General features: G+C 69.9%; 21 protein-coding genes and 5 pseudogenes. 11 read left to right on the plus strand and 15 right to left on the minus strand.

The window, feature by feature from the left end; genetic code table 11:
• Positions 1-81: 81 nt before the first annotated feature.
• Positions 82-1,476 (minus strand): annotated as a pseudogene (gene mobF / locus ABD954_RS00090) (MobF family relaxase); the annotation flags it as partial.
• A 758-nt stretch (positions 1,477-2,234) separates the two neighbouring features.
• On the opposite strand from mobF, the gene ABD954_RS00095 reads away from it, so the two are divergent.
• The gene (locus tag ABD954_RS00095) at positions 2,235-3,713 is read left to right on the plus strand and encodes an MFS transporter (RefSeq protein ID WP_345483612.1); all 1,479 of its coding nucleotides are present in this window, start codon (positions 2,235-2,237) and stop codon (positions 3,711-3,713) included.
• 554 nt (positions 3,714-4,267) lie between these two features.
• Here ABD954_RS00095 and ABD954_RS00100 read toward each other — a convergent pair.
• The 3 genes from ABD954_RS00100 to ABD954_RS00110 all read right to left on the minus strand — a co-directional run bounded on the left by ABD954_RS00100 (position 4,268) and on the right by ABD954_RS00110 (position 5,094).
• On the minus strand, positions 4,268-4,675 hold the full coding sequence (locus tag ABD954_RS00100; RefSeq protein WP_345491854.1) for an ATP-dependent DNA ligase: 408 nt from the start codon (positions 4,673-4,675) through the stop codon (positions 4,268-4,270).
• Positions 4,676-4,695: 20 nt separating this feature from the next.
• Positions 4,696-4,863, minus strand: coding sequence for a hypothetical protein (locus ABD954_RS00105; RefSeq protein ID WP_345483613.1), 168 nt, complete (start codon positions 4,861-4,863; stop codon positions 4,696-4,698).
• A gap of 66 nt (positions 4,864-4,929) precedes the next feature.
• Complete coding sequence (locus tag ABD954_RS00110) at positions 4,930-5,094, minus strand: hypothetical protein (RefSeq protein ID WP_345483614.1); 165 nt, start codon at positions 5,092-5,094, stop codon at positions 4,930-4,932.
• Positions 5,095-5,262: 168 nt separating this feature from the next.
• On the opposite strand from ABD954_RS00110, the gene ABD954_RS00115 reads away from it, so the two are divergent.
• The 4 genes and pseudogenes from ABD954_RS00115 (at position 5,263) to ABD954_RS00125 (ending at position 8,435) form a co-directional block, all read left to right on the plus strand.
• Positions 5,263-6,048 (plus strand): hypothetical protein, encoded by a 786-nt coding sequence (locus tag ABD954_RS00115; RefSeq protein ID WP_345483615.1) that lies wholly within the window; start codon positions 5,263-5,265, stop codon positions 6,046-6,048.
• Between the two features lie 56 nt (positions 6,049-6,104).
• A pseudogene (locus ABD954_RS33515) lies at positions 6,105-6,293 on the plus strand (NucA/NucB deoxyribonuclease domain-containing protein); the annotation flags it as partial.
• A 384-nt stretch (positions 6,294-6,677) separates the two neighbouring features.
• Positions 6,678-7,663 (plus strand): annotated as a pseudogene (locus ABD954_RS00120) (TniB family NTP-binding protein).
• Positions 7,664-8,288: 625 nt separating this feature from the next.
• Positions 8,289-8,435 (plus strand): hypothetical protein, encoded by a 147-nt coding sequence (locus tag ABD954_RS00125; RefSeq protein ID WP_345483616.1) that lies wholly within the window; start codon positions 8,289-8,291, stop codon positions 8,433-8,435.
• Positions 8,436-9,001: 566 nt separating this feature from the next.
• On the opposite strand, the pseudogene ABD954_RS00130 reads toward ABD954_RS00125, so the two are convergent.
• The 8 genes and pseudogenes from ABD954_RS00130 to ABD954_RS00165 form a co-directional block, all read right to left on the minus strand.
• Positions 9,002-9,338: pseudogene (locus ABD954_RS00130) on the minus strand (IS5/IS1182 family transposase); the annotation flags it as partial.
• Between the two features lie 100 nt (positions 9,339-9,438).
• Positions 9,439-10,920: a hypothetical protein gene (locus tag ABD954_RS00135; RefSeq protein ID WP_345483618.1), complete on the minus strand. Its 1,482-nt coding sequence runs from the start codon at positions 10,918-10,920 to the stop codon at positions 9,439-9,441.
• A 30-nt stretch (positions 10,921-10,950) separates the two neighbouring features.
• Positions 10,951-13,107 (minus strand): prolyl oligopeptidase family serine peptidase, encoded by a 2,157-nt coding sequence (locus ABD954_RS00140; protein ID WP_345483619.1) that lies wholly within the window; start codon positions 13,105-13,107, stop codon positions 10,951-10,953.
• Between the two features lie 470 nt (positions 13,108-13,577).
• Positions 13,578-14,057, minus strand: coding sequence for a hypothetical protein (locus tag ABD954_RS00145; RefSeq protein WP_345483620.1), 480 nt, complete (start codon positions 14,055-14,057; stop codon positions 13,578-13,580).
• Positions 14,058-14,091: 34 nt separating this feature from the next.
• Positions 14,092-15,201, minus strand: a complete 1,110-nt coding sequence (locus ABD954_RS00150; RefSeq protein ID WP_345483621.1) for a hypothetical protein — start codon at positions 15,199-15,201, stop codon at positions 14,092-14,094.
• Positions 15,202-15,422: 221 nt separating this feature from the next.
• Entirely contained in the window at positions 15,423-15,596 is a 174-nt protein-coding gene (locus tag ABD954_RS00155; protein ID WP_345483622.1) for a hypothetical protein, read from the minus strand.
• 139 nt (positions 15,597-15,735) lie between these two features.
• On the minus strand, positions 15,736-16,017 hold the full coding sequence (locus ABD954_RS00160) for a hypothetical protein (RefSeq protein ID WP_345483623.1): 282 nt from the start codon (positions 16,015-16,017) through the stop codon (positions 15,736-15,738).
• 792 nt (positions 16,018-16,809) lie between these two features.
• A complete protein-coding gene (locus ABD954_RS00165) occupies positions 16,810-16,977 on the minus strand; it encodes a hypothetical protein (protein ID WP_345483624.1) in 168 nt (55 codons plus the stop codon).
• A 347-nt stretch (positions 16,978-17,324) separates the two neighbouring features.
• Between ABD954_RS00165 and ABD954_RS00170 the strand changes: the two genes are divergently transcribed.
• Positions 17,325-17,516 (plus strand): hypothetical protein, encoded by a 192-nt coding sequence (locus tag ABD954_RS00170; protein ID WP_345483625.1) that lies wholly within the window; start codon positions 17,325-17,327, stop codon positions 17,514-17,516.
• Positions 17,517-17,628: 112 nt separating this feature from the next.
• Here ABD954_RS00170 and ABD954_RS00175 read toward each other — a convergent pair whose 3' ends face one another.
• Positions 17,629-18,234, minus strand: a complete 606-nt coding sequence (locus ABD954_RS00175; protein WP_345483626.1) for a dihydrofolate reductase family protein — start codon at positions 18,232-18,234, stop codon at positions 17,629-17,631.
• Between the two features lie 236 nt (positions 18,235-18,470).
• On the opposite strand from ABD954_RS00175, the gene ABD954_RS33520 reads away from it, so the two are divergent.
• The 3 genes from ABD954_RS33520 to ABD954_RS00185 all read left to right on the plus strand — a co-directional run bounded on the left by ABD954_RS33520 (position 18,471) and on the right by ABD954_RS00185 (position 19,529).
• Positions 18,471-18,590: a DUF6959 family protein gene (locus tag ABD954_RS33520; RefSeq protein ID WP_382746097.1), complete on the plus strand. Its 120-nt coding sequence runs from the start codon at positions 18,471-18,473 to the stop codon at positions 18,588-18,590.
• Positions 18,583-18,750: a DUF6959 family protein gene (locus ABD954_RS33525; RefSeq protein ID WP_425584101.1), complete on the plus strand. Its 168-nt coding sequence runs from the start codon at positions 18,583-18,585 to the stop codon at positions 18,748-18,750. The genes ABD954_RS33520 and ABD954_RS33525 overlap by 8 nt, the downstream gene beginning before the upstream one ends.
• Before the next feature lie 446 nt (positions 18,751-19,196).
• Entirely contained in the window at positions 19,197-19,529 is a 333-nt protein-coding gene (locus ABD954_RS00185; RefSeq protein WP_345483630.1) for a hypothetical protein, read from the plus strand.
• A 359-nt stretch (positions 19,530-19,888) separates the two neighbouring features.
• Here the strand turns inward: ABD954_RS00185 and ABD954_RS00190 are convergent, their stop codons facing one another.
• Positions 19,889-20,410 (minus strand): hypothetical protein, encoded by a 522-nt coding sequence (locus tag ABD954_RS00190; RefSeq protein ID WP_345483631.1) that lies wholly within the window; start codon positions 20,408-20,410, stop codon positions 19,889-19,891.
• A 294-nt stretch (positions 20,411-20,704) separates the two neighbouring features.
• Between ABD954_RS00190 and ABD954_RS00195 the strand changes: the two are divergent.
• Positions 20,705-20,906: pseudogene (locus tag ABD954_RS00195) on the plus strand (alpha/beta fold hydrolase); the annotation flags it as partial.
• Between the two features lie 66 nt (positions 20,907-20,972).
• Here ABD954_RS00195 and ABD954_RS00200 read toward each other — a convergent pair.
• The gene (locus ABD954_RS00200) at positions 20,973-22,322 is read right to left on the minus strand and encodes an outer membrane protein assembly factor BamB family protein (RefSeq protein ID WP_345483632.1); all 1,350 of its coding nucleotides are present in this window, start codon (positions 22,320-22,322) and stop codon (positions 20,973-20,975) included.
• Between the two features lie 312 nt (positions 22,323-22,634).
• Here ABD954_RS00200 and ABD954_RS00205 point away from each other — a divergent pair, with 312 nt between their 5' ends.
• Complete coding sequence (locus tag ABD954_RS00205) at positions 22,635-23,159, plus strand: peptidoglycan-binding domain-containing protein (protein ID WP_345483633.1); 525 nt, start codon at positions 22,635-22,637, stop codon at positions 23,157-23,159.
• The last annotated feature ends 15 nt before the right edge of the window (positions 23,160-23,174 follow it).

Genomic DNA, 23,174 nt, shown 5'->3' on the forward strand with positions numbered 1-23,174 from the left:
CGTGCCTCGCCCGTCCCGGCGAGACTCCTGGCCCATGCAGCCCCCGCGCGTCAGCACCGGCACGGGGACCTCGTCCCTGTTCTCGTACTGCGGGGCGGTCCGCTTGCGGGCCAGCGGGCGCAGCACGGCCTGGTCCTCGGTGTCGCGCGGGTACAGGGCGCGCAGGTCGGCGGTCGTCCTCCGGCCGTGCCCGACGGGGCGGGTGCAGTTGTCGAGGGCCGCCTGCACGATCCGTTCCTCAAGCCCGGGTTCATGGCGGCGGCCACGCAGGGCGTAGGCGAGGTGGCGGCGGGCTTCGGCGAGCAGGTGCCGGCACGCGAAGGCGCCGCGCATCACATACACCACGACGACGGTGTCCACGGCCACCAGAACGACATCGACGACCCGCGCTTCATCGACCACCGCCGCGACCCGGGCCCACACCGCCGCGGCCGCGCCGCACGCGCCCGCGCCCGCTCGGCGAGCCCGTAGACGGTGCAGGCTCCGAACGCCCGGACCGCCGATTCCGCCACCGCGTCCACGGCTCGGTCAGCGACAGCAGCTCCGTGCGCTCGGGCGGGCGGGTCTGGTCGGCAGCCTGGCACGCCAGCGCGTAGCCGGCCCGCAACCCGGCGGGCGCCCCTGCCGTTCCTCGTACTTGTCCGTGAGAACGGACAGCGCATCCTCGAACTGCTGGCGGCGGGTCGACTGCCAGCCGATCAGCCGCCCGTCGGCCCCGGCGATCTCCATGACAAGCAGGCGGCCCGGGCTCACGCCCACGCCCACCCGAGCCGGGCCGTCACCTCCTCCATGTACAGCAGGGTGTAGAGGCAGTCGGCCGCGACGATGTGGTCCAGCATCGTGTTCGCGGAGAGGTTGCCCCACGTCCCGTCCGGCCGCCGGGCGCGGATCGACACGACCGCGTGGTCGTGGAGCAGTGGCTTGGATTCGGCAGCCCGGGACTCGTAGTGCCGGAACACCGCGACGATCGGCCCGTCCTTCACCGGCCGGCGGTGCTTGCCGCCGCTCCCCCATCGGATCTGCGCGACCGACTCCTCCCATCACGCCAGCGTCTTGTCCCGGGCGACGTCCTGGCACGACTCCAGCACCAGCCGGGTCTCGTCACCTCCGAGCGCCCACGCGATGTGTGCCGTCGACGGGCCCGGAAGACCAAGTCCAGCTCCAGCCACGGCGTGCGCTCCTTCGCCTTGTCGGTCTTCGGCGAGGCGTTGTGGACGATGGGCCTGCCCAGCACGGTCGCCCGCCTCGCCTGCGTCGGGCTCTTGCCCTGCGCCAGGAGCTCGCGCTCGATCCGGTCGGCGTCCGGGTGCCGGCCTTCCTCCAGGAGAAGTTCGCCCTGCCGCTCGGTCACCACGTCCCCGTCCGTCAGGCCGAGCGCGGCAAGGCCCCGGCCCTTCCACACGCCGGGCGGGACACCGGCTTCGTCCTGGGCGGCGCGCAGCGGCGTGCCCACCGGCGGTGGCCGTCACCGACCATCACGCCACGGAAGAGATAGCGCCACCCGTTCCACGGGCGGACCTCCGACTTGCTGATCACCGGCCCATAGAAACCCGGCGCTGACCTGCACAGAAGCGCGATCTCGGGTGCGTCCCGCCGAGCGGGAGGCATCACCAGATCTTTACCGCCCCGCCCGTCAGGCGGGCCGTCCGATCAGCCCGAGACGGTAAGCCGCCGACCTGTGCACAGTCCGCCGCATGTTGAAGCAACCGACCTACGCAGACCCCTGCCCGCTGTCCTCACGACCGATGGAGCCCGAGTTCCGCAGCGTCGGCCGCTCCGCGACAAGACCATCCGGCCCGCACCAACTTCCTCCGGTACCACCGCGACGGCTGCCAGACCGCCCCAGGAGTTGCGGAGGATCTTGCGGACCAAAGAGTTACCAGGCGGGTCCGGCAAGCCGCAGCGGGGTGTGGGTGAGTTATCGCGTTGCACGGCCCCCGGAGGGGCCTTTACCCTGCTTGAGTTCCGCCTGCGCCCACTCCGGGGCCCGGCGCTGTGTTTCGAGGTGACGACTTATCTCCCAGGCCAAGTAGCCGTCCGCAGTTCCCCCACGTTCTGATCGTTTGAACGTGTCCGGGGGCGGACGTCGCGCTGGCCTGAGTTGCGTCACCCACCCCCGCGTTTCCCTGTCTCTTCCCGGGTGCAGCTCTGCCGTCTGCCCCGGGTTTCGTGCTTTCCGACCCCGGTGCGGCTGACCGCAGGGCTCCCCGACTCCGTGAATCAGGAGCCCCACAGTGCCTTCCCCCGCGCTCGACAACGAGCCGCAGCACACCACCCTGCCCCCAAACCACCCCACACCCGGCCTGTCGAAGATGGGCCTGGCTGCCTGGATCGCCCTCCTGGTGCTACTGGGCGCCGAGCTGATGGACATGATCGACCAGTCGGTCGTCCTGACCGCCCTGCCCGCGATCCAGGAGTCGACCGGCGCCGGACCGGACGCGGTGCAATGGCTGACCACCGGCTACTCCCTGCCCATCGCCGTCGGACTGATCACCGGCGGACGCCTCGGCGACCTCTACGGCCGGCGCAGGATCCTCCTCATCGGCACCGCCGTGTTCACCACGGCCTCGCTGCTGTGCGGCCTCGCTGCCGGGCTGGGCGTACTGATCGGCGCCCGCGCCCTCCAAGGCGTGGGCGTGGCCATCATGATCCCGCAGATCCTGGCCACCCTCCACGTCGCCTTTGACGGGCAGAAGCGCAGCAAGGTGTTCGGTCTGTACGGGGCCATCATGTCGCTCGCCAATGTCCTGGGCCCGGTGATGGGCGGCCTGCTCACCGAGGCCGACCTGTTCGGGCTGTCCTGGCGGCCGATCTTCCTGGTCAACGTGCCCGTCGGCCTCGCCGTGCTCCTCCTGGGACGCCGATTCATCCCCGAGTCCAGCGTGAAGAAGGCCGACCGGCCCGACCTCACCGGCATGCTGCTGTCCGCCCTGGCCGTCGTGCTGATCGTCTTTCCGCTCAGCGAGGGCCACCTCCATCACTGGCCGCTGTGGTGCTTCGTCATGCTCGCCGCCGGTCTCCTTGTGCTGGGCGTCTTCCTGCGCCATCAGCAGCGCAAGCAGGACAAGGCACCCCTTGTGCCGCTGTCCCTCTTCCGGGGCAGGCAGTTCTCCGGCGGTACGGCCGCGCAGCTGGTGCACGGCCTGCTGTGCGGGCTGTTCTTCATGACCTGGACCCTGTACCTCCAGCACGGGCTGGGCATGAGCCCCTTCCACGCAGCCATGGCGTTCGTACTGCTCTCCCTGGGGGAGCTGGCCGGCGCGACGCTCGCGGCGAAGAGCGGCGGGCGCTTTGCCCGCCGCCTTCCCCAGGCCGGAGCCCTCATTGCGGCCGCTTCGATGGCCGCCTACGGACTCCAGGCCGCTGGAGGTCAGGCAGACCTGACCCTGCTGGCGTTGACCGCTCCGGTGGTGCTGATCGGGTTCGGTCTCGGCATGGTCAGCGGCCCGCTCGCCGACCTGTCGCTGGCCCGCGTCCGCCACGAGGACGCCGGAGCCGCCTCCGGTCTGTTCAACACCGCCATCCATCTGGGCATCGCGCTGGGCACCGCGCTGACTGCCCTGGTGTTCTTCACCACGACCGGTGGCTCGCCCGACGCCGGAGTCAACCGCGACGCGTTCATCACCGTGCTGTGGTGGGTCGGCAGCCTCCTCGCCCTGATGTGGGCCCTGATGTTCTTCCTGCCCAAGCGCACGAAGAACCGGGCCGGCTGAGCCGGCTCCCCAAGGCGGCGGCACTTCCCAGTGCCGCCGCCTCTCCCCGTACACCTCACCCGGGGTCAGCCGCTGGCAGGCTCGGCGCCCGCGCCGAAGGGCGGGACGTGTGTGACCGCGACGTCCAGCCGAAGCCGGGCGAAGCACACCGGGTGCCGCCAAGCTCCGCACTCCGGCGCTGGTGTCGGCCGTGATCTCGGCGACCAGCTCCGGTTCGACGAGCACGACGTCGAGCGGGGCGCGGGGCCTCCAGGAGGTCGTGAACCGTACCCCCTCCCACGGGTGGCCGAGCCTCGCGGGCGTCAGCCGCTCGGCCAGGTCGCGCGCCGCGTCCGGCCGCAGCGGCGGACTGCGGCCGACCGGCCGGAGCATGCCGGTCTGGGTCGAGGCGGCCCAGCACGAGCGTCCGCGGCCGCCGCACGGTGCCCGTGACCGCGCCCACCACGGCTTCGGTGGTATCGCGGTGGCGCACCTTGTACAGCGCGCGGGCTCCCCGGCCGATACCGCTTCCCGCTCCCCCGGATCACCAGCCCTTCGACGCCCGGCACCTGCGTTCAGGACGTCAGCCACTCGGTGGCCGTCGCCGGGTCGGTCGTCCCCGGGCACAGCGTCCACCGGGCACCCAGCCCCCGGTCGCTGAACAGCTCCTCCAGGCGTGCGCGCCGCTCGCCGTACGGGAGGTGCAGCAGCTCATGGCCCTCGAGCTGGAGGACGTCAAAGGCGATGAAGTGCGCCGGCATCTCCCAGGCAAGCCCGGCGGCGGACCGGCCGCCGGAGACCGCTCGCCGCTGGAGCGCCTCTAACGACATCTGGCCCTCCACCCACACGACCAGCTCGCCATCCATGACCACGCCGTCGGGAAGGTCCGCAGCCGCATCCACGAGATCAGAAAAGCGGCTCCGCGGGAGGCCGCCGCGGCGGGACTGGACCAGCAGCGGGCCGGGCGTCGACGTCGTGCTGATGGAAGAGGACGGCTACCGCATCAGCCTGACCGCAGCGTTCGCCCGCTGAGCGGGAGGAGGCCAACGCCTGCACCCTCGGCGTCGGCCCCTACAGCGACTTCGACGCCGATCAGGAGCAGCAGGCGCTGAAGCTGTTCGCTCAGTGGGTCGAAGAGCACCGCAACGAACAGCATCTGCTGCGGCGCCATGCGTGCGCCGTGATCGGCGACCGTACCGGGCGGGTGCCGGGGCGGCCAGGTCGTCGTACGGGTTCGTCAGCTGGCTTTCAGGTAGTCACCAGCGGGTCCGGTCCGTTCGGCGGTGGCGCCGCCAGCGAGGCGGACGGCGAGGGTGACGACCAGGTCGAGGAGTGGCCGGACTCGGACGGGGTCGGTGGTGACGGTGTCGAAGGCGTGCGCGGCGCTGGTCGACTCCGGCATCCGGGCCGCCGTCGCCCGGTGATTGCCGAACCCCGGAAAGGACGAGGGAACCAGGTTGCTTTCAAACCTCGTTGTCTTCCGGTTCTGAGCTCAAGGAAACTACGGCGGCGGGTCTGGACCGTTCCGCGGCGGCAGGGCCTTAGGTCCGGCTACGAGAGGTGAGTGAGAATGACGAGCACGAACCCCATCCACGGGACGGAGGGGCCGCCGCTGCTTCCGCAGGGCGTTGACGGACCCGCCCGGCGGTCTCCCAGCCGACTGCGGCTCATGGGCGCGTTACTGATCATGTCGTCCCTGATTCCGGCCCTGGGCTGCTATCTCGTGTTCACCGCGTGGCTGCCCTCCGACAGCAAGCGATATCAGGACTACGCGGCGGCCGAGCCCTGCCCTGCCGGCACGACGTCGGAAAAAGGGGAGAACTGTCTTCGTACGGTCTCTTTCACCGTCCAGAGCACGAAGATCAAGCAGAGTAAAAGCGGCAGCTACAAAGCGACCTTGTCGGGCGGACCCTTCTGGAACGGGGTCGTGCTTTTCGGAGACCCGGGGCCGCTGCTGGAACGGCTTGAGCCGGGAGACCAGGTCACCGGCACCGTCTGGCGCGGCGACGTCACGACGCTCAGGAAGGGAGATATTCAGCAGAGCACCTCCGAAGAACCCCGCGACGAACCCCAGATGACAGTCGCCCTCGGCACGTTCCTGGGTCTCCTGGCAGCCATGGGCCTCGTCTTCGGCGCGGTGCGGATGGTCAGGCCCCTCGACCACGAGCCCTATACCTGGCGCCGGTACGGGAAACCCCTGGTCGCCGCCCTGGCAATTAGCTGTGCTGCCGTGGGGTTGCCTTCCGTGTGGCTCGGCATACCGTCGTGGGTTGTTCCCACCGTTGCCGTACCGGTCGTGGTGTACACGGCCTGGCTGCTCCGGCGGCGACAGCCCCATGCTGCCCATGGTGCGTAACGACGAGAGCGCCGGGACCGCAACCGTGCCGTCGCGATCCGCGAGTGCACCCGCGCATGGGGCGCGAACTAACCGCCGGCGGCAAAGAGTGCGACGAGTTTCCCTTCGCCACCACCTACGAAGGCTCCGCAGCCTCCGAGTTCGACATGCACGTCGAAGAGAACAACTTCTCTGTGCTGCCCGTACCCGGTCCCCAGAACGGCGCCGCCGGCAACCTGCTGAGCGGCTTCTACAATGCCAACCGGATCATCGACGGCCTAGACGACGGATTCCCCGTCAAAGTCAAAACCAGGTGTGGCCGGCGCCGAGCGCCGGCCACACCTGTCAGGCCTTCGGCCAGAAGTCGATCACATACTTCTCCACCCCATACGCGACACCCCCCGTCTGCGTCACACGAGCAACCTCGTCACGTCCATACGTACACGGCCTCCCGATGCTTCCCTTCTCGACCCCGCCAAAGGCGGAGCGGCGGGAGAACTGCGCTAGCTCGAAGCGGAGGCCGAGCAGTGGTGAACGCCTCACCGGGCACGAGCGATGCATCGGCCAGCAGGTCCCCACGGGCGGCTGACCGGTCTACCGGGGCCGCGGCAAGCACTAACGATGCCCCCCCCGATCCGCAGCAGCGATCGGTGACCACCTGGGACGGTTTCCAGACCTTCGCCACCACCCCGTGGCAGCCCCTCCCCCATCCGGCGCGCCGCCCCGCAGCCTTGAGGAACGCCTGGCCTAGCACTCGCGGTTCGTCACCGTGCGCACCCCGGCCATCGACGCTCTCGCCAAAAACGTGCGCACCCTGATGATCCTCGGCCGCCACCAGACCGTCACCGCACGGCCGTCCCTCATCGTCACCGGCCCCGCAGGCGCCGGGAAAACCACCGCCCTGCTCCAGGTCGGACGCGCCTGCCACCTCGCCCACACCCGCCGCCACAGCCCCACAGCAACAGCCGGACAGGCCCCGGTCGCCTACGTCCTGGTCCCGCCCGCAGCCAGCGCCAAGACCCTCGCCACCGAATTCGCCCGCTAACTCGGCATCCCCGTCACCGCCAGCATGTCCCAGGCCCAGATCACAGGCGCTGTCTGCCACACCTACACCGCCGCCCGGGTACAGCTGGTGATGATCGACGAGATCCACCGGCTCAACCCCCGCACCACCACCGGCGCCCAGAGCGCCGACCTGATCAAAGACCTCACCGAACGCATCGGCGCCACCTTCGTCTACGCCAGCATCGACGTCACCACCACACCCCTGTTCACCGGTGTGCGCGGAGCCCAGCTCGCCGGACGCGCCTCCCTCATCGACTGCGCCGCCTTCCCCGCTCGCCTCGGCGACGAAGAGCCCTTCCGCGACCTCCTCACCGCCATGGAAGGCGCGCTCGACCTGCGCCACCACCGCACCGGAACCCTCCCCAAGCTGGCCCCCTACCTCCATGAGCGCACCGCCGGCCGCATCGGCAGCCTCGCCCGCCTCATCCGTCAAGCCGCCATCACCGCCCTCACTGACGGCACCGAACGCATCACCAAAACCACACTCGACGCCGTCCGCCTCGACCACCTCGCCGAACAGCACTACCAACCCCGCGCCCGGCCCCGAAGCCGCAATACCAGCACCCCGTGAGCCGGACAGACGTCACAGCCAGTACTGCGGTCGCAGCCGCCCCCGCCCAGCGCGCCATCCTCACCACAGAGGTATCGCTGCGGATCCCGTCAGCCGCTCCGGGCATGCTCCGTGTACGGCCGCTGACCTTTGAGGCGACCGCCTCCTATCGGCAACCCCTCGCCGATGCCTACCGGCTGACGCTGCCCCAGCTTCTCGACGGCGCCGGCATCCCCCTGACCGGCCACGGCACGCTACCGACAGCTGAACTCCACCTCAGCCCCGCCGCCTGCGACCACCTCGCCACCCTGACCCGCATCCCACTCCCCCACCTGGCGCGCGCCCTGCCCCGCCTCGCCCCCAACGACGACGCCCACCACACCACAGCCACCGCACGCTGGAAACGGCTCGAGGCCGCACAGCAGTCCGTCCGCGCCTGCACCCTGTGCACCCCCCACCGCAGCCACGACGCCACCGACACCGCCTGGGCTCATCGGCCGCCGCACCGACTGGTGTGCCCACGCCATCAGCAAGCCACCCCCGACCCCCGGCTCACCTTCCCCCTCCACACTCGGGCGACGCCCGAGACCGCCGCCGCGCACCACGCACACCAGCGACTCCTACGACACCCCCGAGCCGCCACCGCATGGAACAGGCGCGCGCCATCACCACCCACTGGTACGACCACCAGCAACACCTCACCCACCGCTGGCACACCCGCCTGGCCCGGCTCCGCGTGGCCAACCCCCACCTGACCACCACGCACAGCGCCTCCCGGCCCGGGACCTGTTGACCTATCCCGAAACCGTTGCCCTCGCCCGCGCACTCGCCACCCTCCCGAACCGGCCACACCGCGACACCGGCAACGCCCTCAGCCTCATCGCCCACCGCCTCGGACTACCCCGCCTGCCCCTCAACGCGAACGATCCGCTCCAGGCCTTCCTCACCCACACACGCCACTGAACAGCACCATCCGGAACCCCGAGCTCCCAGAGAACGCAATCGCCTACAGACGTGCCACCACACCTACGAGAAAACCAAGATCAATCCCACACAACCACAGGACCGCAGGCTAAGCGCCCGAACAACCAAACCGAACACGCCCCCAGACCACGCTCATCACGCCTGAACGCAACCACTCCACCCCGCCCCGCCCCCCAAAGCCAAAACACGAGACCAAACAGCCCAACCCTCTGAAGATCACTGACCCGTCACATCAGCGAGCCCGTGACAGGCTCTTGACCCGGCTGGTCCTCAACAAACCCAACGACTGGGCCAACACCATGAGCGACTGCATTCCGGCCGCCGAAATGCTCGGACGCTACTGGATCTCGTCCAGCAGGGCACCAAGGCTGCCGCTCATGGCCTGAGCCAGAGGCGGATCGAGGCCACGGTGGCGGTTCCGGCGAAGACGTGGGCCCGCTTGTCGTATCGCGTGGCCACGGCCCGGGAGTGCTTGAGCTGGTTGATCGTGCGCTCGACCTCGTTGCGTCGGCTTGCATCTCCTTGTCGAACCCGGCCAGCCTGCCGCCCTTGCTGCCCCTGCGTCGGCGGTTGGCCCGCTGGTCCTTCGGTTCGGCAATGATGTGCTTGATCTGGCGTCGGCGCAGATAGCGCGGGGGGAGCTGGAGGCCTTATCGCCGCCGAGATGGTCGGGGGGCGGGGTCCAAGCCCCGCAGCGTCGTGGAGAGCGGACTGCGCGCTCGCCGCCGCCGTGGCGTCCTGCGTACGCGCGGAACGGGCGACGCCCCGAACGTCATGCGGATCTGCACCTGCGCCAGCGCTTCGCCTGACGCTCACACAGCGCGCAGTCTGGGAGTCACGGTTACGGCCGTCTCCTCGACCTTGACCACATCGGCGCTCGCGGCCGTCTCCTCGGAGGCGCCCGCGGGCGCCTTGTCGTGTTCGGCCTTGCGGTCGTCCAGGTGGCTCTTGAGCTTCATGCCCGCGAACACCAGCCCACCGCCCACCGTCGCCGACACCGCGGCGACACCCGCGACAACACCAGTCGCGGAGCGCAGGCCCCCGTGACCGACGATCTTGTTGCCGGTCCCGCGCAGCAGGGCCCGGAGCACGCCGGGAGTGCTCGATTCGGACAGCGCCGTCCAGTCCGGGTGCTCGACCACTTTCAAGGTGTAGCGCACGCCGTCTTTGACCCAGCTCATGTCCATGGCGTCACTGTACGGGCGCTCCCCCGCCTCGTGGGGCGCAACCGGGTGTTCTTCGCCGCTGTGGCAGGCGACCGGGGTGCGCGCTCGACAGCAACCAGGTCCTCCCCGCAAACCCGGTCGCCGGGCGGGGCTCCCACACCGGCGGGCCCGGCGGTGGACACGGGGGAGGTACGCGGCCGGGCCCAACTCCTCCGTACCGGTGAAGCGCTGCTCGTCGCGGCATTCCGAAGACCGCGTACGGCCAGGGGTGGGCGCGGTGGCTACGTCGTGGTGTAGTGGACGACCTGCTGCTCGCACGGGCCGCCGGCGTAGACCTTGGTGGCGTCGGTTGCGGCCTGGCCGGCGGGCAGGCCCAGCGCAGCTTGGTGGTGACCCACTCGCCGAGGTAGCGGCAGGTGGCGCTGGGGCGGGCGGGGTCGGACAGGATCCGCCGGGCGGTGTGGAGGCGGTAGCCGGCCTCAGGCCGCGTACGGTCTTCGGCTCGGTGACGTCCACGTAGTGGAGGGGTATGGCGGCGGCCACGATCTCCTCGTCCAGGCCGGGAGCGCGACGGCGGCCGCGCAGGACCAGGGCGAGATGACGGCGGGCTTCGGCGAGCAGGTGCCGGCGGTGAAAGTACCCGCCCTCGTTCATCACGAACACCGTCGCGGTGACGTCGACGGCCGCCAGCGCTAGGTCGACCACGGCCGCGCCCCGGGCCCGCATCGCGGCAGCCGCGGCGCGGGCGTGCTCGAGGAGGGAGTCGATGACGTCGGCGGCCGCCTTGGAGGTCAGGGTCGCGCTCACCTTCCACCAGACGCGCAGCTGCGCGAGCGGCTTGGTCTTGTGCTTGGGCGGGCGGGTCTTGCGGGCGGCGATCTGGTTCATCGTGGCGCGGGCCCGCCCCGAGACCACGGGCAGAAATTTCAGCTCGCCGTCGTCGTCGACGGCGGTGACGTACTCGTGCTCCAGCTCAGCCAGGGAGGCGGCGCTCTGGTCGCTGCGCCGGGCAGTCCACCGGATCAGCTCGTGCGGCACCCCGGCCCCCGGCGCCCGCACCACCACGTCCGCTTCCGCCAGCGGAACCTGCTGATTCTCTCTCCAGCCCTGCCGACGGCGCCGGGCCATTGCCGCGGTGCGACCACCTCCTGCCCATTCCTACACCGGCGCTGGTGTGAGGCCGGTGTGGGTGGCGCAGAAGGCGAGGGTGTCGGCTGCGAGGTCTGCCCAGCGGGCGGCGGTGCGGTATCCGTGACCGACGTCGGCTTCCGTGCGTAGCAGGATGGGCTGGTCGGAGGCGCTTGCGTGTTGCAGCGCTGCGGTGAACTTGCGCATGTGGGCGGCGCCGACGCGGGGGTCGAGGCGTGGGCTGGTGAGGAGCACGGCCGGGTAGTGGGTGCCGGTCCGCAGCTGGTGGTAGGGAGAGTAACCGAGTAGCACGGTCAGGTGTTCGGGGTTGTCGGCGGTGCCGAACTCGGGCGCCCACATCGGGCCCATGCCGAGGTGGGGGTAGCGGACCATGTCGGTGAGGGCGTCGGAGCAGACGGCGGCCGAGTAGAGGTCCGGGTCGCGGGTGATTGCCGCGGCGACGACCAGGCCGCTGTGTGAGGCGCCCTTGATGGCCAGGCGGTCGGGTGTGGTGATGCCCTGATCGATGAGGTGGCGCGCTGCGGCGGCGAAGTCGGCGAAGCAGTTCGGCTTGTTGGTCCCGCTTCCCGCCGCGTGCCAGCCTGTGCCGCGCTCGCCGCCGCCGCGGACCTGGGCGACGGCATAGACGCCTCCGGCTCGTACCCAGGCCAGGATGGTGGGGGAGTATGCGGGCGCCGCCAGAGCGCCGAAGCCTCCGTACGCGGTCAGGATCGTGGGTCTCGGTCCGGTTGCCGGTTCAGGTGGCTCGATCAGGTACAGCCTTACGGGGGTGCCGTCTTCGGAGCGGTAGGTGAGCTGCCGTACGCGGGGCGCTGCAGACGCGGGCGCATCCGCGGAGCCGGCCGGTGCGTCCGGGAAGCAGCGGCTCTGCCGGGCGCAGAAGCGGTAGACGGCCGGAGGGGTGACGAAGTCGGTGTAGGTGAACCAGACCTGGCCCGTATCGTCACCTGGAGGAGCGCTGACGTTGCTGATCGTCCCAGGTCCGGTGCCCGGCGGGGGCACGTCGGTGAGTTTTCGGCCGGCTCCGTCGTGCACGGCCAGGTGCGCTGCGCCGTCACGTTTGGTGCCCACCAGCAGCCGCAGTTGTCCGCTGCCGGGGTCGGTCAGCGCCGTGCACGCCATCAGCAAAGTGCCCGGCTCCGGGGCGATCAGGGTGGACCATGCCGGTCGGGTGGGTTCGGCCGGGTCAACGCTGCACACCCGGCCGTAGGGTGCGTCGGCGTCGGTGACTGCGTACAGCAGGCCGTGCGGGCCGAACTTCAGCAGCGCGCTGGTTCGCTCCTCGGCGCCGTGGTGGATCAGCCGCAGCTCGGGAGACTCGGGGCCGGAGGTGAACAGGTCCGCCAGGCGCAGGTCGTTTCCGCTCTGGGCGCCCGGCGCGGAGCTGATGGTCAGCCACCGACCGTCCGGGCTGATCGCTACGGACACGTGCGCGTGCGAGGTGTCGAAGACCAGCGGATCAGTGGCGGGGTCGCTGCCGAGACGGTGCAGCCGCACGCCGCGCGAGGCCGATGTGCTGCCGTGGGTGACGTAGAAGAAGCCGGTGTCGTCGGGCAGCCACGCCACCGGGGTCGGCCGGCCGGGCTGCAGCGGACGGTCCACCGTGTGGCCGCTGGTCACGTCCAGCACCCGGAGCTGCGGGCTTTCGCTGCCCCGGTGTGTGAGCTGGCAGGCGATCAGGCGGCCGGTCCAGGAGGGCCGCCACGCGGTCAGGAGAGTCAGCCCTGCCGGGTCGAGGCCCATGGGATCGACCAGCACCTGCCCCTGCTGTTGAGCTGCCTGGGTGCCGTCGGCGACCACCAGTACCGGCAACTGGGCCGTCTTGTCCCGGTGGAGGTAGAACCGTCGCGGCCCGCGCCACACCGGCGGAGTCGCCATCGGCAGCACCGCGCCACCCAGCTCCTGCAGCTGTCTTACTGCCGCTTTGAAGTACGGGCGGCTGTTCCAGGACGGGGCATGCGCGGCGAACAGCCGTTCCTGCTCGTCCAGCCACCGCGTGCACGCCGGGTCCTCGTCGTCCTCCAGCCACCGGTAGGGATCAAGAACGCGTCGGCCGTGCAGTTCGTCGACGACCGGCAGGCGGACAGCACCGGGATACGCCAGGGATGTGTGGGACGGCGGGCTCCCCGCAACCGCGGAACCCGCCGCCTGCCGTGTGAACGTCAACGAAGTCAGTCGTTTCCGCCCGTGGCCAGCTCCAGGCGCCACTCCGGCAGCTCGAGGACCTCGTCCGCGAGGACGATGAGAAGGCCGTGGCCGAGTCCAGGCAGTTCACCCATCAGGTACTCCTTGTTGAAGAGGAGGGACGAATTACTGTCCGATCCCTACCCGTTCGTCACCACTTCGGGCTGCCCCATCCGAGTGAGTACCTGCCAAGGGCAGCTCCATGGGCTCCGGCGCGAAGACCGCCGCCTCGCGCGGACCCGCCGTCGCCTGCCGGCAGGGAGGCTGACACGCCAGTGGGAGGCCCGCACGGCCTTCGGCCGGGCGTACGCGTCCGAGGCTTCGTCACGACGTGACCTTCGGCCGGCGCAGCGGATCGTCGCGTCGCGGCCGCCTTCCCGCCCGTGACCCACGACGACACGAACACGCGTCGGCTGCCGCTGCCCACCCCCGACGAGACCGAAGGCGGCGGGTCATTCGACGGGCATGAATGCGATGGCATCGCCCTGGGTGCAGTCACGGGCGTGCTCGTAACAGGCCCAAGCCTTCATACGGCTGCCGTTGTCGAAAGGCTGGTTCGCCTCCGCTGAACGCGGCTCGACGACTACTTCAAGGTCACGCACGGTGTGGTGGGGGCCGAGGAGCACGTTGTCTCCGACCACCCAGGAGTGGTATTCGACGCTTTTGTACTCGCCGGTGGCGCCGTCGTCCGTCGTGGAGATATCGAGGTAGGAGACGCGGATGGAGCATTCCTCGCCTCTCTGGCTCATCTGGAACGCATAGCGCAGCCGACCTGTGATGCTGTCGAACGACGGTTTCGCGAGCTGATCGGCCTTCAGGTCGTAGCAGTCGACCGCTCGGGGATCCGCGTGTGCGGAGCCGAGTGCGAGGCCTGCTGCGGTGCTGCAGCACAGGAGGGCGAGTGCGGATGCCAGCGCGGCGCGGAGCTTCATGTCCTCTTCCGATCAGAAGTGAGAGGGAGGGCCGCTAATAGAGCGGGGTGACGACGTTCACGGTTTCGCGATTGGCGTCGCCGCTGGTCCACATGCTTCCATAGGCGACCTGCCCCCAATCGCAATTGCGGCCGGTCAGGCAACTCTTCTCGTCGTCGGCACGGAAGTCGAACCTGACCGACGGCCACTGTCCGTTGGTCACACTCACGTGGTAGTCCTTGCCCATGATGCGATAGCCCTTGAAATGCACCGTGGTCGGACACTCGAGCGTTGCACGGAATTCTCGATAGCCGGCCACGTTGACCTGGCAGCGTTCGGGAAGGGAGAAGTCGCACAAGCGGCGGTTGTGGAAGAGCTCGGTGTAGTGGCACTCCTGAACATGGCGGTAGGGCACGTGCGGCATGTTTCCGTGCAGATAGACGCTCGCAGCGGTGCTTTCCTCAGTGGGAGCAGAGACCGACTTCGCCTCGTAGTCCTTGCCCGCCACGCAGGGCCTTCTCGCCGGCCCGCACAGCAGTCGCCAGCCCATCGAGGTGACTGCGTCCATGCTCATGCGGTCCTTGCTCCGCTTCGGCTCGCAGCCATCGTCCCGGGAACGCGTCCAGTAGTCGGCGCTGGCCTGCGTCTTGACGTACTCCGGAACAGCCTCGATGTAGCCACCCTTTGCGACAATGGTGAAGCTGTTCTCTGTGGAGAACGTCACGGACTTCGCCTCGGAGATGGTATGGGCGTATGTGTAGCTCAACTCTCCGCTGCCTTCGGCCAGCTTGTCCGCGCCGACGAGCTTGCCTGCGAGCTTCACACTGACCGTGTGAGTGTCCGTCACTGTGTTCGTCGTTGATTCACCCTTGACGGCCTTGAAGGTATAGGGCCCTACATAGCCTTCGTTGACATGTTGCGCAGTTCCAGCGCTCGCACGGTAAGTGGAGACGTACCCATTGCGAACGGCGTACTGCACGCCGTCACAGGGAATGCTGTACGGGTTCACGTACGCCACATCCGTGGCCCGGCCCTCGCTGGTGTCCGCCTGCGAAGGCGGCGGTGCGGCGACCATCCCGGCGAGCAGGAGGATGCCGGCTGCCGAGGTCCCTACGATCTGGCGTCTTCCCACTGAGATCAGCCCTTCAGCCTGCTTGCTCGACACGGTGGCTTCATGATCAGTGATGCCTCGTCGCGAGACGGCACGGGAATCGCCGGTTTCGTACGAACAGGCGACACAACCCAGCATGATTCACGCCGGTGCCGGTCCGGCCGGAGCTGACCGGGCGGACACGGATCGTGCTGCCCACTCCCACAGCGAGAGCCGGTCACCAACACCTCCGCCGGGAGAGGGAACGCTCCCGCTCCCTTCCCGCCAGCCCGCCCCTACCGGGCCACTGACGTACGAGGCAGCAGCATGCACAGCAGCTGGACCGTCACCGCTTCCATGTCCGCTCCCCCGCCGAGGCCCTCGCTGACGCGGGCCGGCCGCGCGGCGGCTTCGCGACGCGCGTCCACGTCCTTGGGACCGTGACGGGCGAGGAAGACCGGCCGGAGCACACCCTCCGCATCGAGACGGCGCTGAGCGGCTTCCTGGAGCCGCGTCCGCCGCCTACCCAGCTCCGCCTTCGACTCCGCCTTCGACTCCGGCTCCGGCGCTCGAGCGCGTCGTCAAGGTGGGGGCGTTCTTCACGGGTGCTCACGTGACTCCTCCTGTGGTTCGGCCCGACGCGGGGTGGATGCCGGGCTGCTGGGTGTGCGGCGGCGGAACCGCCGCCGGGGCGGGCTGCGGGCGCAGGCCGTGGGCGGCCTCGCGCGCCCGCCGGCTGTCCTGGAGCGCGGCGGCCACCTTCACGGCGGCGGCTTCCAAGGTCTGGCGGGTCCGCTCCACCCTGTCGATGCCGGTCTCCGGCTTCAGGACGCGGCCGTCCCTCGGGCCGTCACGGAAGGACCGCGAGCGCGACCTCGAGGCGTCGGGCACGGCGACGGTGCCGGCACACGAACGCGCCGCGCACCACATACACCACGGCGACGGTGTCCACGGCGGCCAGAACGACATCGACCACCAGCCGCGCTACATCGACCACAACCGCAGGCCCGGACCCACACCGCCACGGCCACCGCCCGCGCCCGCTCGGCGAGCCCGGTCTTGAGGGCAATCGTGTTCCATTCATAGACCTCCGAGAGCGGGCTCAAGGCAGGCCACCATGGACCACGCCGACCGTGGTCAGCACCAGACGCTGCTCCCCGCCCCCATCACGGTCACCGCCGCGTTCGAAGGCAGCGAGGACATCGCCGCCGCCGCGCGCCATCTGACCCGCGCCTCCCTGACCGAACCCGCAAGCCGTCCACGGCCTGCCCGTCACCGACCACGTCACGGGCACGGTGCAGCTGATCGTCACCGAGCTGGTCACCAACGCCCGCAAACACGCCCCCGGGCCCAGCATCCTCACCCAAGAGCCCATCGAGGGCCCGATCCACGTCACCATGGGAGACAGCGATCCGGCCCTACCGATCCCCCGAGCCCCCGACCCCGACCGGCTCGGCCAGCACAGACCGCAGATCATCCTCGCCGTCAGCGAGGGCTTCACCCCCCGCCGTGAACCGGTCGGCAAACGCATCACCGCCACCATCACCCTGGCCGACGACCGCCTCGGCACCCCTGACGCCCCCCACCACTGTGTCCCCCCGAGGCTGCAGTCGATTCAACGGCCGAGGCCGGCCGGCGCCGCGTCATCGCCCGCGCCCGGGGGCGCCTCTACCGGAGCCCGGCTCAAGCGGTCAGGGCGTCGCGCGAGCCGGCCACGGTCGCGGTGTCGACGGCGAACAACTCATAGGTCTCGGTCAGGTGCAGCAGCCGCACAGGCGGAGGCTGAAGCCCGGTGACGGCGAGCAGGCCGCCCTCGGTGTCGGCGTCCACCTCCCCGCCGACGGTGATCACGGTGCGGTCCGGGTGCCGGTAGTGGGTCCGGCCGTGTCGCCTGTTCCTGCCGTGCCGTGCCGTGCCGTGCCGTGCCGTGACAACCCTCCGTCGCCGTGACTCGTCACCCACCGCCATCCAGACAAACAACCGCACCCCCGTATAACCACAGCGGAGCCACCACCGGCGGGCCCCACGTCATCGACCGCGACGCCGGCACCTACACCGGATCCCTGCCGGGACTCGCGGCCACAACTCCTCCGACCGAAAGGCACCCCTACCCCCCTCACCTCGCCGTCCCCGCCCGCCCAAAATGGCCCGGCGAGGCAGAAGACGCCTCCAAATACGGCCGGCAACCCACCGACGCCTTGACCGAGCGCGCGGCGCGCGCCGGGGGCCTGCACCTGCCGGGCGCCGAACACGCCACGGTGGCAGAGCTCGGCGAGGTCGGGCAGGCGGATGCCGGGAAGGTCGGCGAGCAGGTCGGCCGGGGCGGCCTGGGTTGGCGCGGTCTGCGCGCCGGGGCCGAGGGAGCGGCGTTCGGATGGACTGACCTGTGACGGATCGGGTCCAGGCGGACCGGCGTCGCCCTGACGTTGGCCGGGCCCTGTCAGGTGTTGCTCGCACCTGCTGCCGGCCTGGCGGCCGTCCAGACCGGCGGACGGGGCGACGTCACGCAGGGACGCCGAGGGGCGGGTGCTCCAGCACGCGGGGCCTGTACTCGACCAGCTGGATGCGGCCGTCGAAGGTCCGGTGATCGATCATCTCGAGGGCAACGTCCGGATAGCCGTCATAGATGCGTTCTTCGCCCGTGGCCCCGGTGATCACCGGGAACATCACGACCCGGAAGCGGTCGACGAGTCCGGCTCGCAGCAGGGACCGGCACAGGCTGAGGCTGCCGATCGTGCTGAGGAGCCCCGAGCCGCTCGACTTCATGGCGCGGACCGCCTCGACCGCGTCGTCGCGGACGAGCGTGGAGTTCGCCCACATCAGCGGCTCCTCGAGTGAGGAGGAGAACACCACCTTGGACGCTTGCGTGAGCTCGTCGACGGACGCCTCCTCCTCGGGCCGGAACTCGTCCTGGCCCTTCGGGACCTCGCCTGCGGCGAAGCCCGACATCAGGCGGTACGTGTTCGCTCCCATCAGGTAGGTGGCCTCGGGCTGCTCCCCGAGCCATGCGAGGTACTCCGGGCCCTCGAGGCCCCAGAAACCGGGCCATCCCTCTCCCGATGCGTGACCGTCGAGGGAGGTGATGAAGTCGACGAGAAGCTCCGACATGGCGGTGTCCTTCCTAGGTGACACCAGCTTGGACCGGCCGGGAGACAGAAACTCATCGGCCCCGCCGTGAAGTGACGAGAAAACCCATGACGCCGCAGCCGATCAGATCAGCGGCGCGCCACCCGCGAACGGCCGAGCCCACCGTCACGCTCAGCCGGGCCGAGCACAAGGCTCTGACCGCGCTCCCGTGATGGCTACGCCTCTGGTGCGGACGGGTCCTGCGGTTGGATGGCCGGATGGAACGTATCGAGGTTGAGCTGTTCACGGACGCGGGTGACGATGCGGTAGTCCGTCTGCCCCCGCGTAGCTTTCCGGGCGGCGCTGATCCAGGGCGATTCCCTCTCGAGCATCCGTGACGACGTCGCTGGGATCGTAAAGGCCTGCGACCAGGGTGATGTCGATGAAGCCCGAGACGAGGCTGCCTTCCTCCTCTCCAACCTCGACGAGCTGCTGGCTCACTACACGGCGGCTCCGAAGGCACACGACATTCCCATACCCTTCTACCAGGCTCCCTGATCGCCCAGTTGCGACAGCTCGCACCTGGCGCTATGCGCTGAGAGGTGAAGAGATTGCAGGATCAGTCCGCCAGGGGATCACGCCGTCATGGAGCTGGAAACTGCCGATGACACGGTCTTCCCGGGCCTGGACTTCGTCGTGCGGCAGGCCGTGGCCGCGGATGACCCCTTGATATCGACCCGGCTGTATGCGTGCCGCCAGGAGTGTGTCCCGCGTGCCCACCCCTGCGTGAGCAGTCAGCCGAGGAGAAGCCGGAGCACGGCTCGTGGCCCTCGCGCCACCGCCGGTGCGGGGCGGCCCCCACCCCATGAGGTCTGCGGACGGGAGAAGCCGCAGGCGCTGGCGGAACGGCCCCATGCACTCCACGCCCATGTGGCCCCGACAACCACCGCCATGCTCTCGTTAGGGCAAGGGGTGAAGCACGCTCCATGGGCAGATGCGCGTCAGTGGCGCCGACCACGGACAACCCCCAGTCGTGGACGGTGACGGTCGACGGCTGGCAGGTCGCCTGCGGACCACTCACTTCGCAGGCGGCACCACCCACCTGCGCGGTGGCCATGCTTGAGACGGGTGAGTCCGCCCGGGATCTGGGCGGCTTTGTGCTGCCGGAATCCGGTGGGCTGGTGCAGACGGCTGGTCCGGCGCGGCCGTACCTGTTGCCGATCTTCGTCGAGTTGCAAGGGTGCGGGTGTCCGTCATCGACGGTCCGTTCGTACGGGATGGACCTGCTGCGCTGGTGTCGGTTCCTGGAGCGCTGGGGGCTGGTGTGGATCGGGTGATGCGAAGGGATCCCCGGGACTTCGCCCCCTGGATGCTGTCGCTCTGAAGCCGGTCCGGGTCCACTGGCGTCGGCGCGCCCTGCGCCCCGACGAGGAGTACCGCACCCTTACCGACGCCGAATGGGAGGACTTCCTCGGCCACTACGGCGCCCCGTCCGCAGGCCTCATGGGGTGGGGGCGTCCCGCGCGGGTGGTGGTGCGGGACGGCCGCCGTTTCGTGCCGCGGCCGCTTCGTCGGAGCCAGGTGGAGAGCTTCCACCGGCAAGCGATAGAAGCGAGAGCCCCGGAGCCGTGCTCCGAGGCTTCCTCGGCTGACTGCTCACGCAGGGGTGGTTCAGAACTCGGTCTGACCTGAATTTTCAGGCCCTGACGCCGTTGACGCAGACCGCGTGCGCGGTCAGGGTGACCGGCTGCGTTCCTTGATTCGTCCCGCTAACGCTGTACGCGATGGGTGCTTCGGTGCTGACGGTCGGAAGCGGATCCGCCGATTGGATCTGGAAGCCCTCAGGGAAGGCTGAGAAGCCACCGCCGGTGACCACTTTCCCTTCAGGGCACAGAGCAACGGCGCTGCCGAACTGGCCCGGCTCGACAACCGCGCTCTCGGACACCCTCTCCGCTCCGGTCACGCCTGTGCCATTTCCCCCGTTTGCTGCCGGGGCCGTCACCTCTGCGTTCTGGTTGCAGTTGATGTTCTGCGTGCCGGCGAAGGTGTTGCCGTGGCCTACCTGGCCCATCGGGTAACAGACCTGGAGGAGCGACACGTTGCCAAGCAGCGGTGAGAGGAGTCCCTCGTCGTTCTGAGCCAGAGCGCCGCCTGCACTGAGGAGAATCGAAGCCGCAGCAGCGGCAGTGACGGCGGCGAACCGCTGGGTGGGCTTCACTCGACCAAGCTTTCCTCCAGGGGTGCACCAAGAGCGGTGCATCAACGCACAGGATGGCGAGGGCCAACATGAAGTGATCAGAAACCACGCTGCGGCAATCGTGAATTCCCCGTTCAGCCTGAGCAGGCGGCCAGGACCGGCCCGCCGCCACGCCGATAAACCCTTTGATCGGGCAGAACAGCCGTGATCGGCACAAACAGCAACCGGGCCTTACACGCTGAAACTGACTACAACCGGCCCAACTCCGCTCGGCACACAACGCAGGACACCACACCAACCCTCCTCCCTCCCATGACCCGCGTCGTGATCGCCATGGGCGAGGAGTCCGCGCTCGTGGAGACCGGACGCACCCGGTCGCGGCCGCCGAGCTGCTCGGACGGGGAGTGACCGTCTTCCCGAGCCTTGCGGCGGATTGCGCGACGGAGAGTCCGGATGCCCGGGAAAGCCCGACGAGTTCGCGCGGCGGCTGCGCGAGGTCCTCGACGGCGCCTCGTGAGCCGCCCCCAGAAAGCGCACGTCCTCCCGGGAGCGAAGGGAGCGGCGGCGTTGCGCAGGTGGCCGGTCAGCGGCGGTCGTAGGCCGTGAAGGGCTTGACGGGTTCCTGAGCGCCGTAGCGGGCGACGATGAGGCGGTCCTTGTACTCGAAGACCTGGCTCACGTAGTCCATGTCTGCGGGCAGTTCGTAGACATCACGCCGGTCGCCCGTGGCGGGATCGAGGACATGGAGGCGGGCACCGTCGTCGTGCCAGGCGAGGACGGTGAGGTTTCCGTCGCCGAGGAGGAACCGGGCGCTCTCTCCGCCGTCCAGACGGTCGTCGTCGCGGGTGCCGCCCCACACGGGCGCGCCGGTGGTCAGGTCGAAGGCGGTCAGTCGGTACTCGTAACGGCTGAGCCGGACCGTGTGGCGGGGCACGACGTAGAGCCTGGCGCCGTCCACCGCCGCCGTGAGCCGATCGTCCTGCCTGATCTCGCCGTAGGGGCCGCTGAAATCGATCGGCGGGTTCGGGCGGCCGTTCCTGTCGAACGAGAGGTAGGCCCCGCCCTTCGAATCGCCGGACTCCGAGGCGGCCACGACCACGGGGTCGGCCGAGACGAACTCCGCGCGGCTGGTCCAGTGGATGGCGGTTCGGCCCCCGAGCGGACCGGACCACAGGAGCGCGCCCGACGCCGAGTCGAAGGCGGCGGCATGCAGTTCCGCGCCGACCGGGATCGCGTCGTCCGAACGGTCGCCGGTGCCGCCGCACGCGAGGAGGGCGGCGACCTGGCGCTCGGCCACCGCGGTCCTGCCCGGGACGCAGCCCTGAGGGAGGGCCGCCTTCCAGCGCGGCTTCCCCGTGCGGACGTCCACGGCGTGCAGGTCGTCTCCCTTCGGGAACACCGCGATGCCGCCTCCCGCGGACACCGTGGAGGGACGGAAGTCCTGGAGCCCGGGGTCGGTGGCGGGATGCGGGGCCTGCCAGAGCTCCCGACCGTCGGTCATGTCCATGGCGACGAGGGTGGCGCAGGGCTTGCCCTTGGCCGAGGCGGAAGGGCCGTCCCCGTCGCGGGTGAGGACCAGCACGGAGCGGTCGGCGTCGGCGGCGGCGTGGCAGACGGCCGAGCGGCCGGGCGGCACGTACTCCCAGCGCCGCTCGCCGCTGGAGGCGTCGTATCCGCGCACCGCGTCGAAGCGGCTGTGGACCAGGGTGTCGCCGGCCAACCAGGCGCCGTTGCCCTGGCTTTCGGCCCTGCGGTCCACGGGCGTGTCCCAGGCGACCTCCATGTCCTCGGCCCACAGGCCGCACCCCGCGGCGAGACAGCAGAGAGCGACCACGGCCGCCACCGTCCTGACCAGGCGGCGGCGACCGGTGCTCCGGCCGGCCGGTAGGTCGTTGTCGTGCACGGTCATGTCCCCGTCCCCCTCGTTCCTCACCGGCGATCATCCTAAGGATCCGGCGCGCGCCGGAGAAAGGGTTCTCCTGTGGTCCCGGACGAGACGGTGCGGACGGCAGGACGCCCCATGCGGGCCGCCTGCCCGCTCGCCCTGCCCGGAGGGGAAGCGCGCCCGGACCGATCCCCGTGACACCTGGCGCTCTCCGGAAAGTCCGTGGCGCCCTGTGCTGAGGACCGGTGGACGGCGAGACGGCACAGTCGTCGTGTGCCTCCCGGACCACGCGCCCGGCGCGTGGTGGACACCGGAGAGGAGGGCCGGGAGGGTCCCGGCCGCTGAGTGAGGGGGTCGTACATGACGGCGTGGAAGCGTGTCCGGGCGGCGGGCGGTGTGGCGGTCGCGGTGACGGCGGCGGTCCTGGTCGGGGCCTCGCCGGCCGCGGCCAGCGGTGACTACAGCGGCCTCGCGTTCGTGCGCGGAGGCTCGGGCTTCTCGGACGACTGGAACGACGAGGGGATCCTGTCCACCAGTCGTCACGCCTCGTCGAACGCCACGTGCCTGTGGCAGAAGATCCTGTGGGCGGACGGCCACCTGGCGTGGAACGAGATCGACGGCGCCTTCGGCGACAGGACGAAGCAGGCCACGATCGCCTGGCAGCGCGCCTACGTGGGTTCGGCGGACGGCGTGGTCGGCAAGGACACGTTCGGCAAGGCCGGTCAGTGGCTGAAGGACACGGACGGGAACGGCTCCGTGGACACGTACCAGGGCAGCGGAGGCCGCTCCTTCGCGGTGTCCCGGGACGGGGACGGTGACTACACCTTCTACGACCGCAACGGCGACAAGCGCGTGGCCGGCTACAACTACGAGACCTGCGGCTGACCTCGGTGGAGACCG

Origin of the sequence: Streptomyces roseoviridis (assembly GCF_039535235.1) — a bacterium.
Classification (GTDB): domain Bacteria; phylum Actinomycetota; class Actinomycetes; order Streptomycetales; family Streptomycetaceae; genus Streptomyces; species Streptomyces roseoviridis.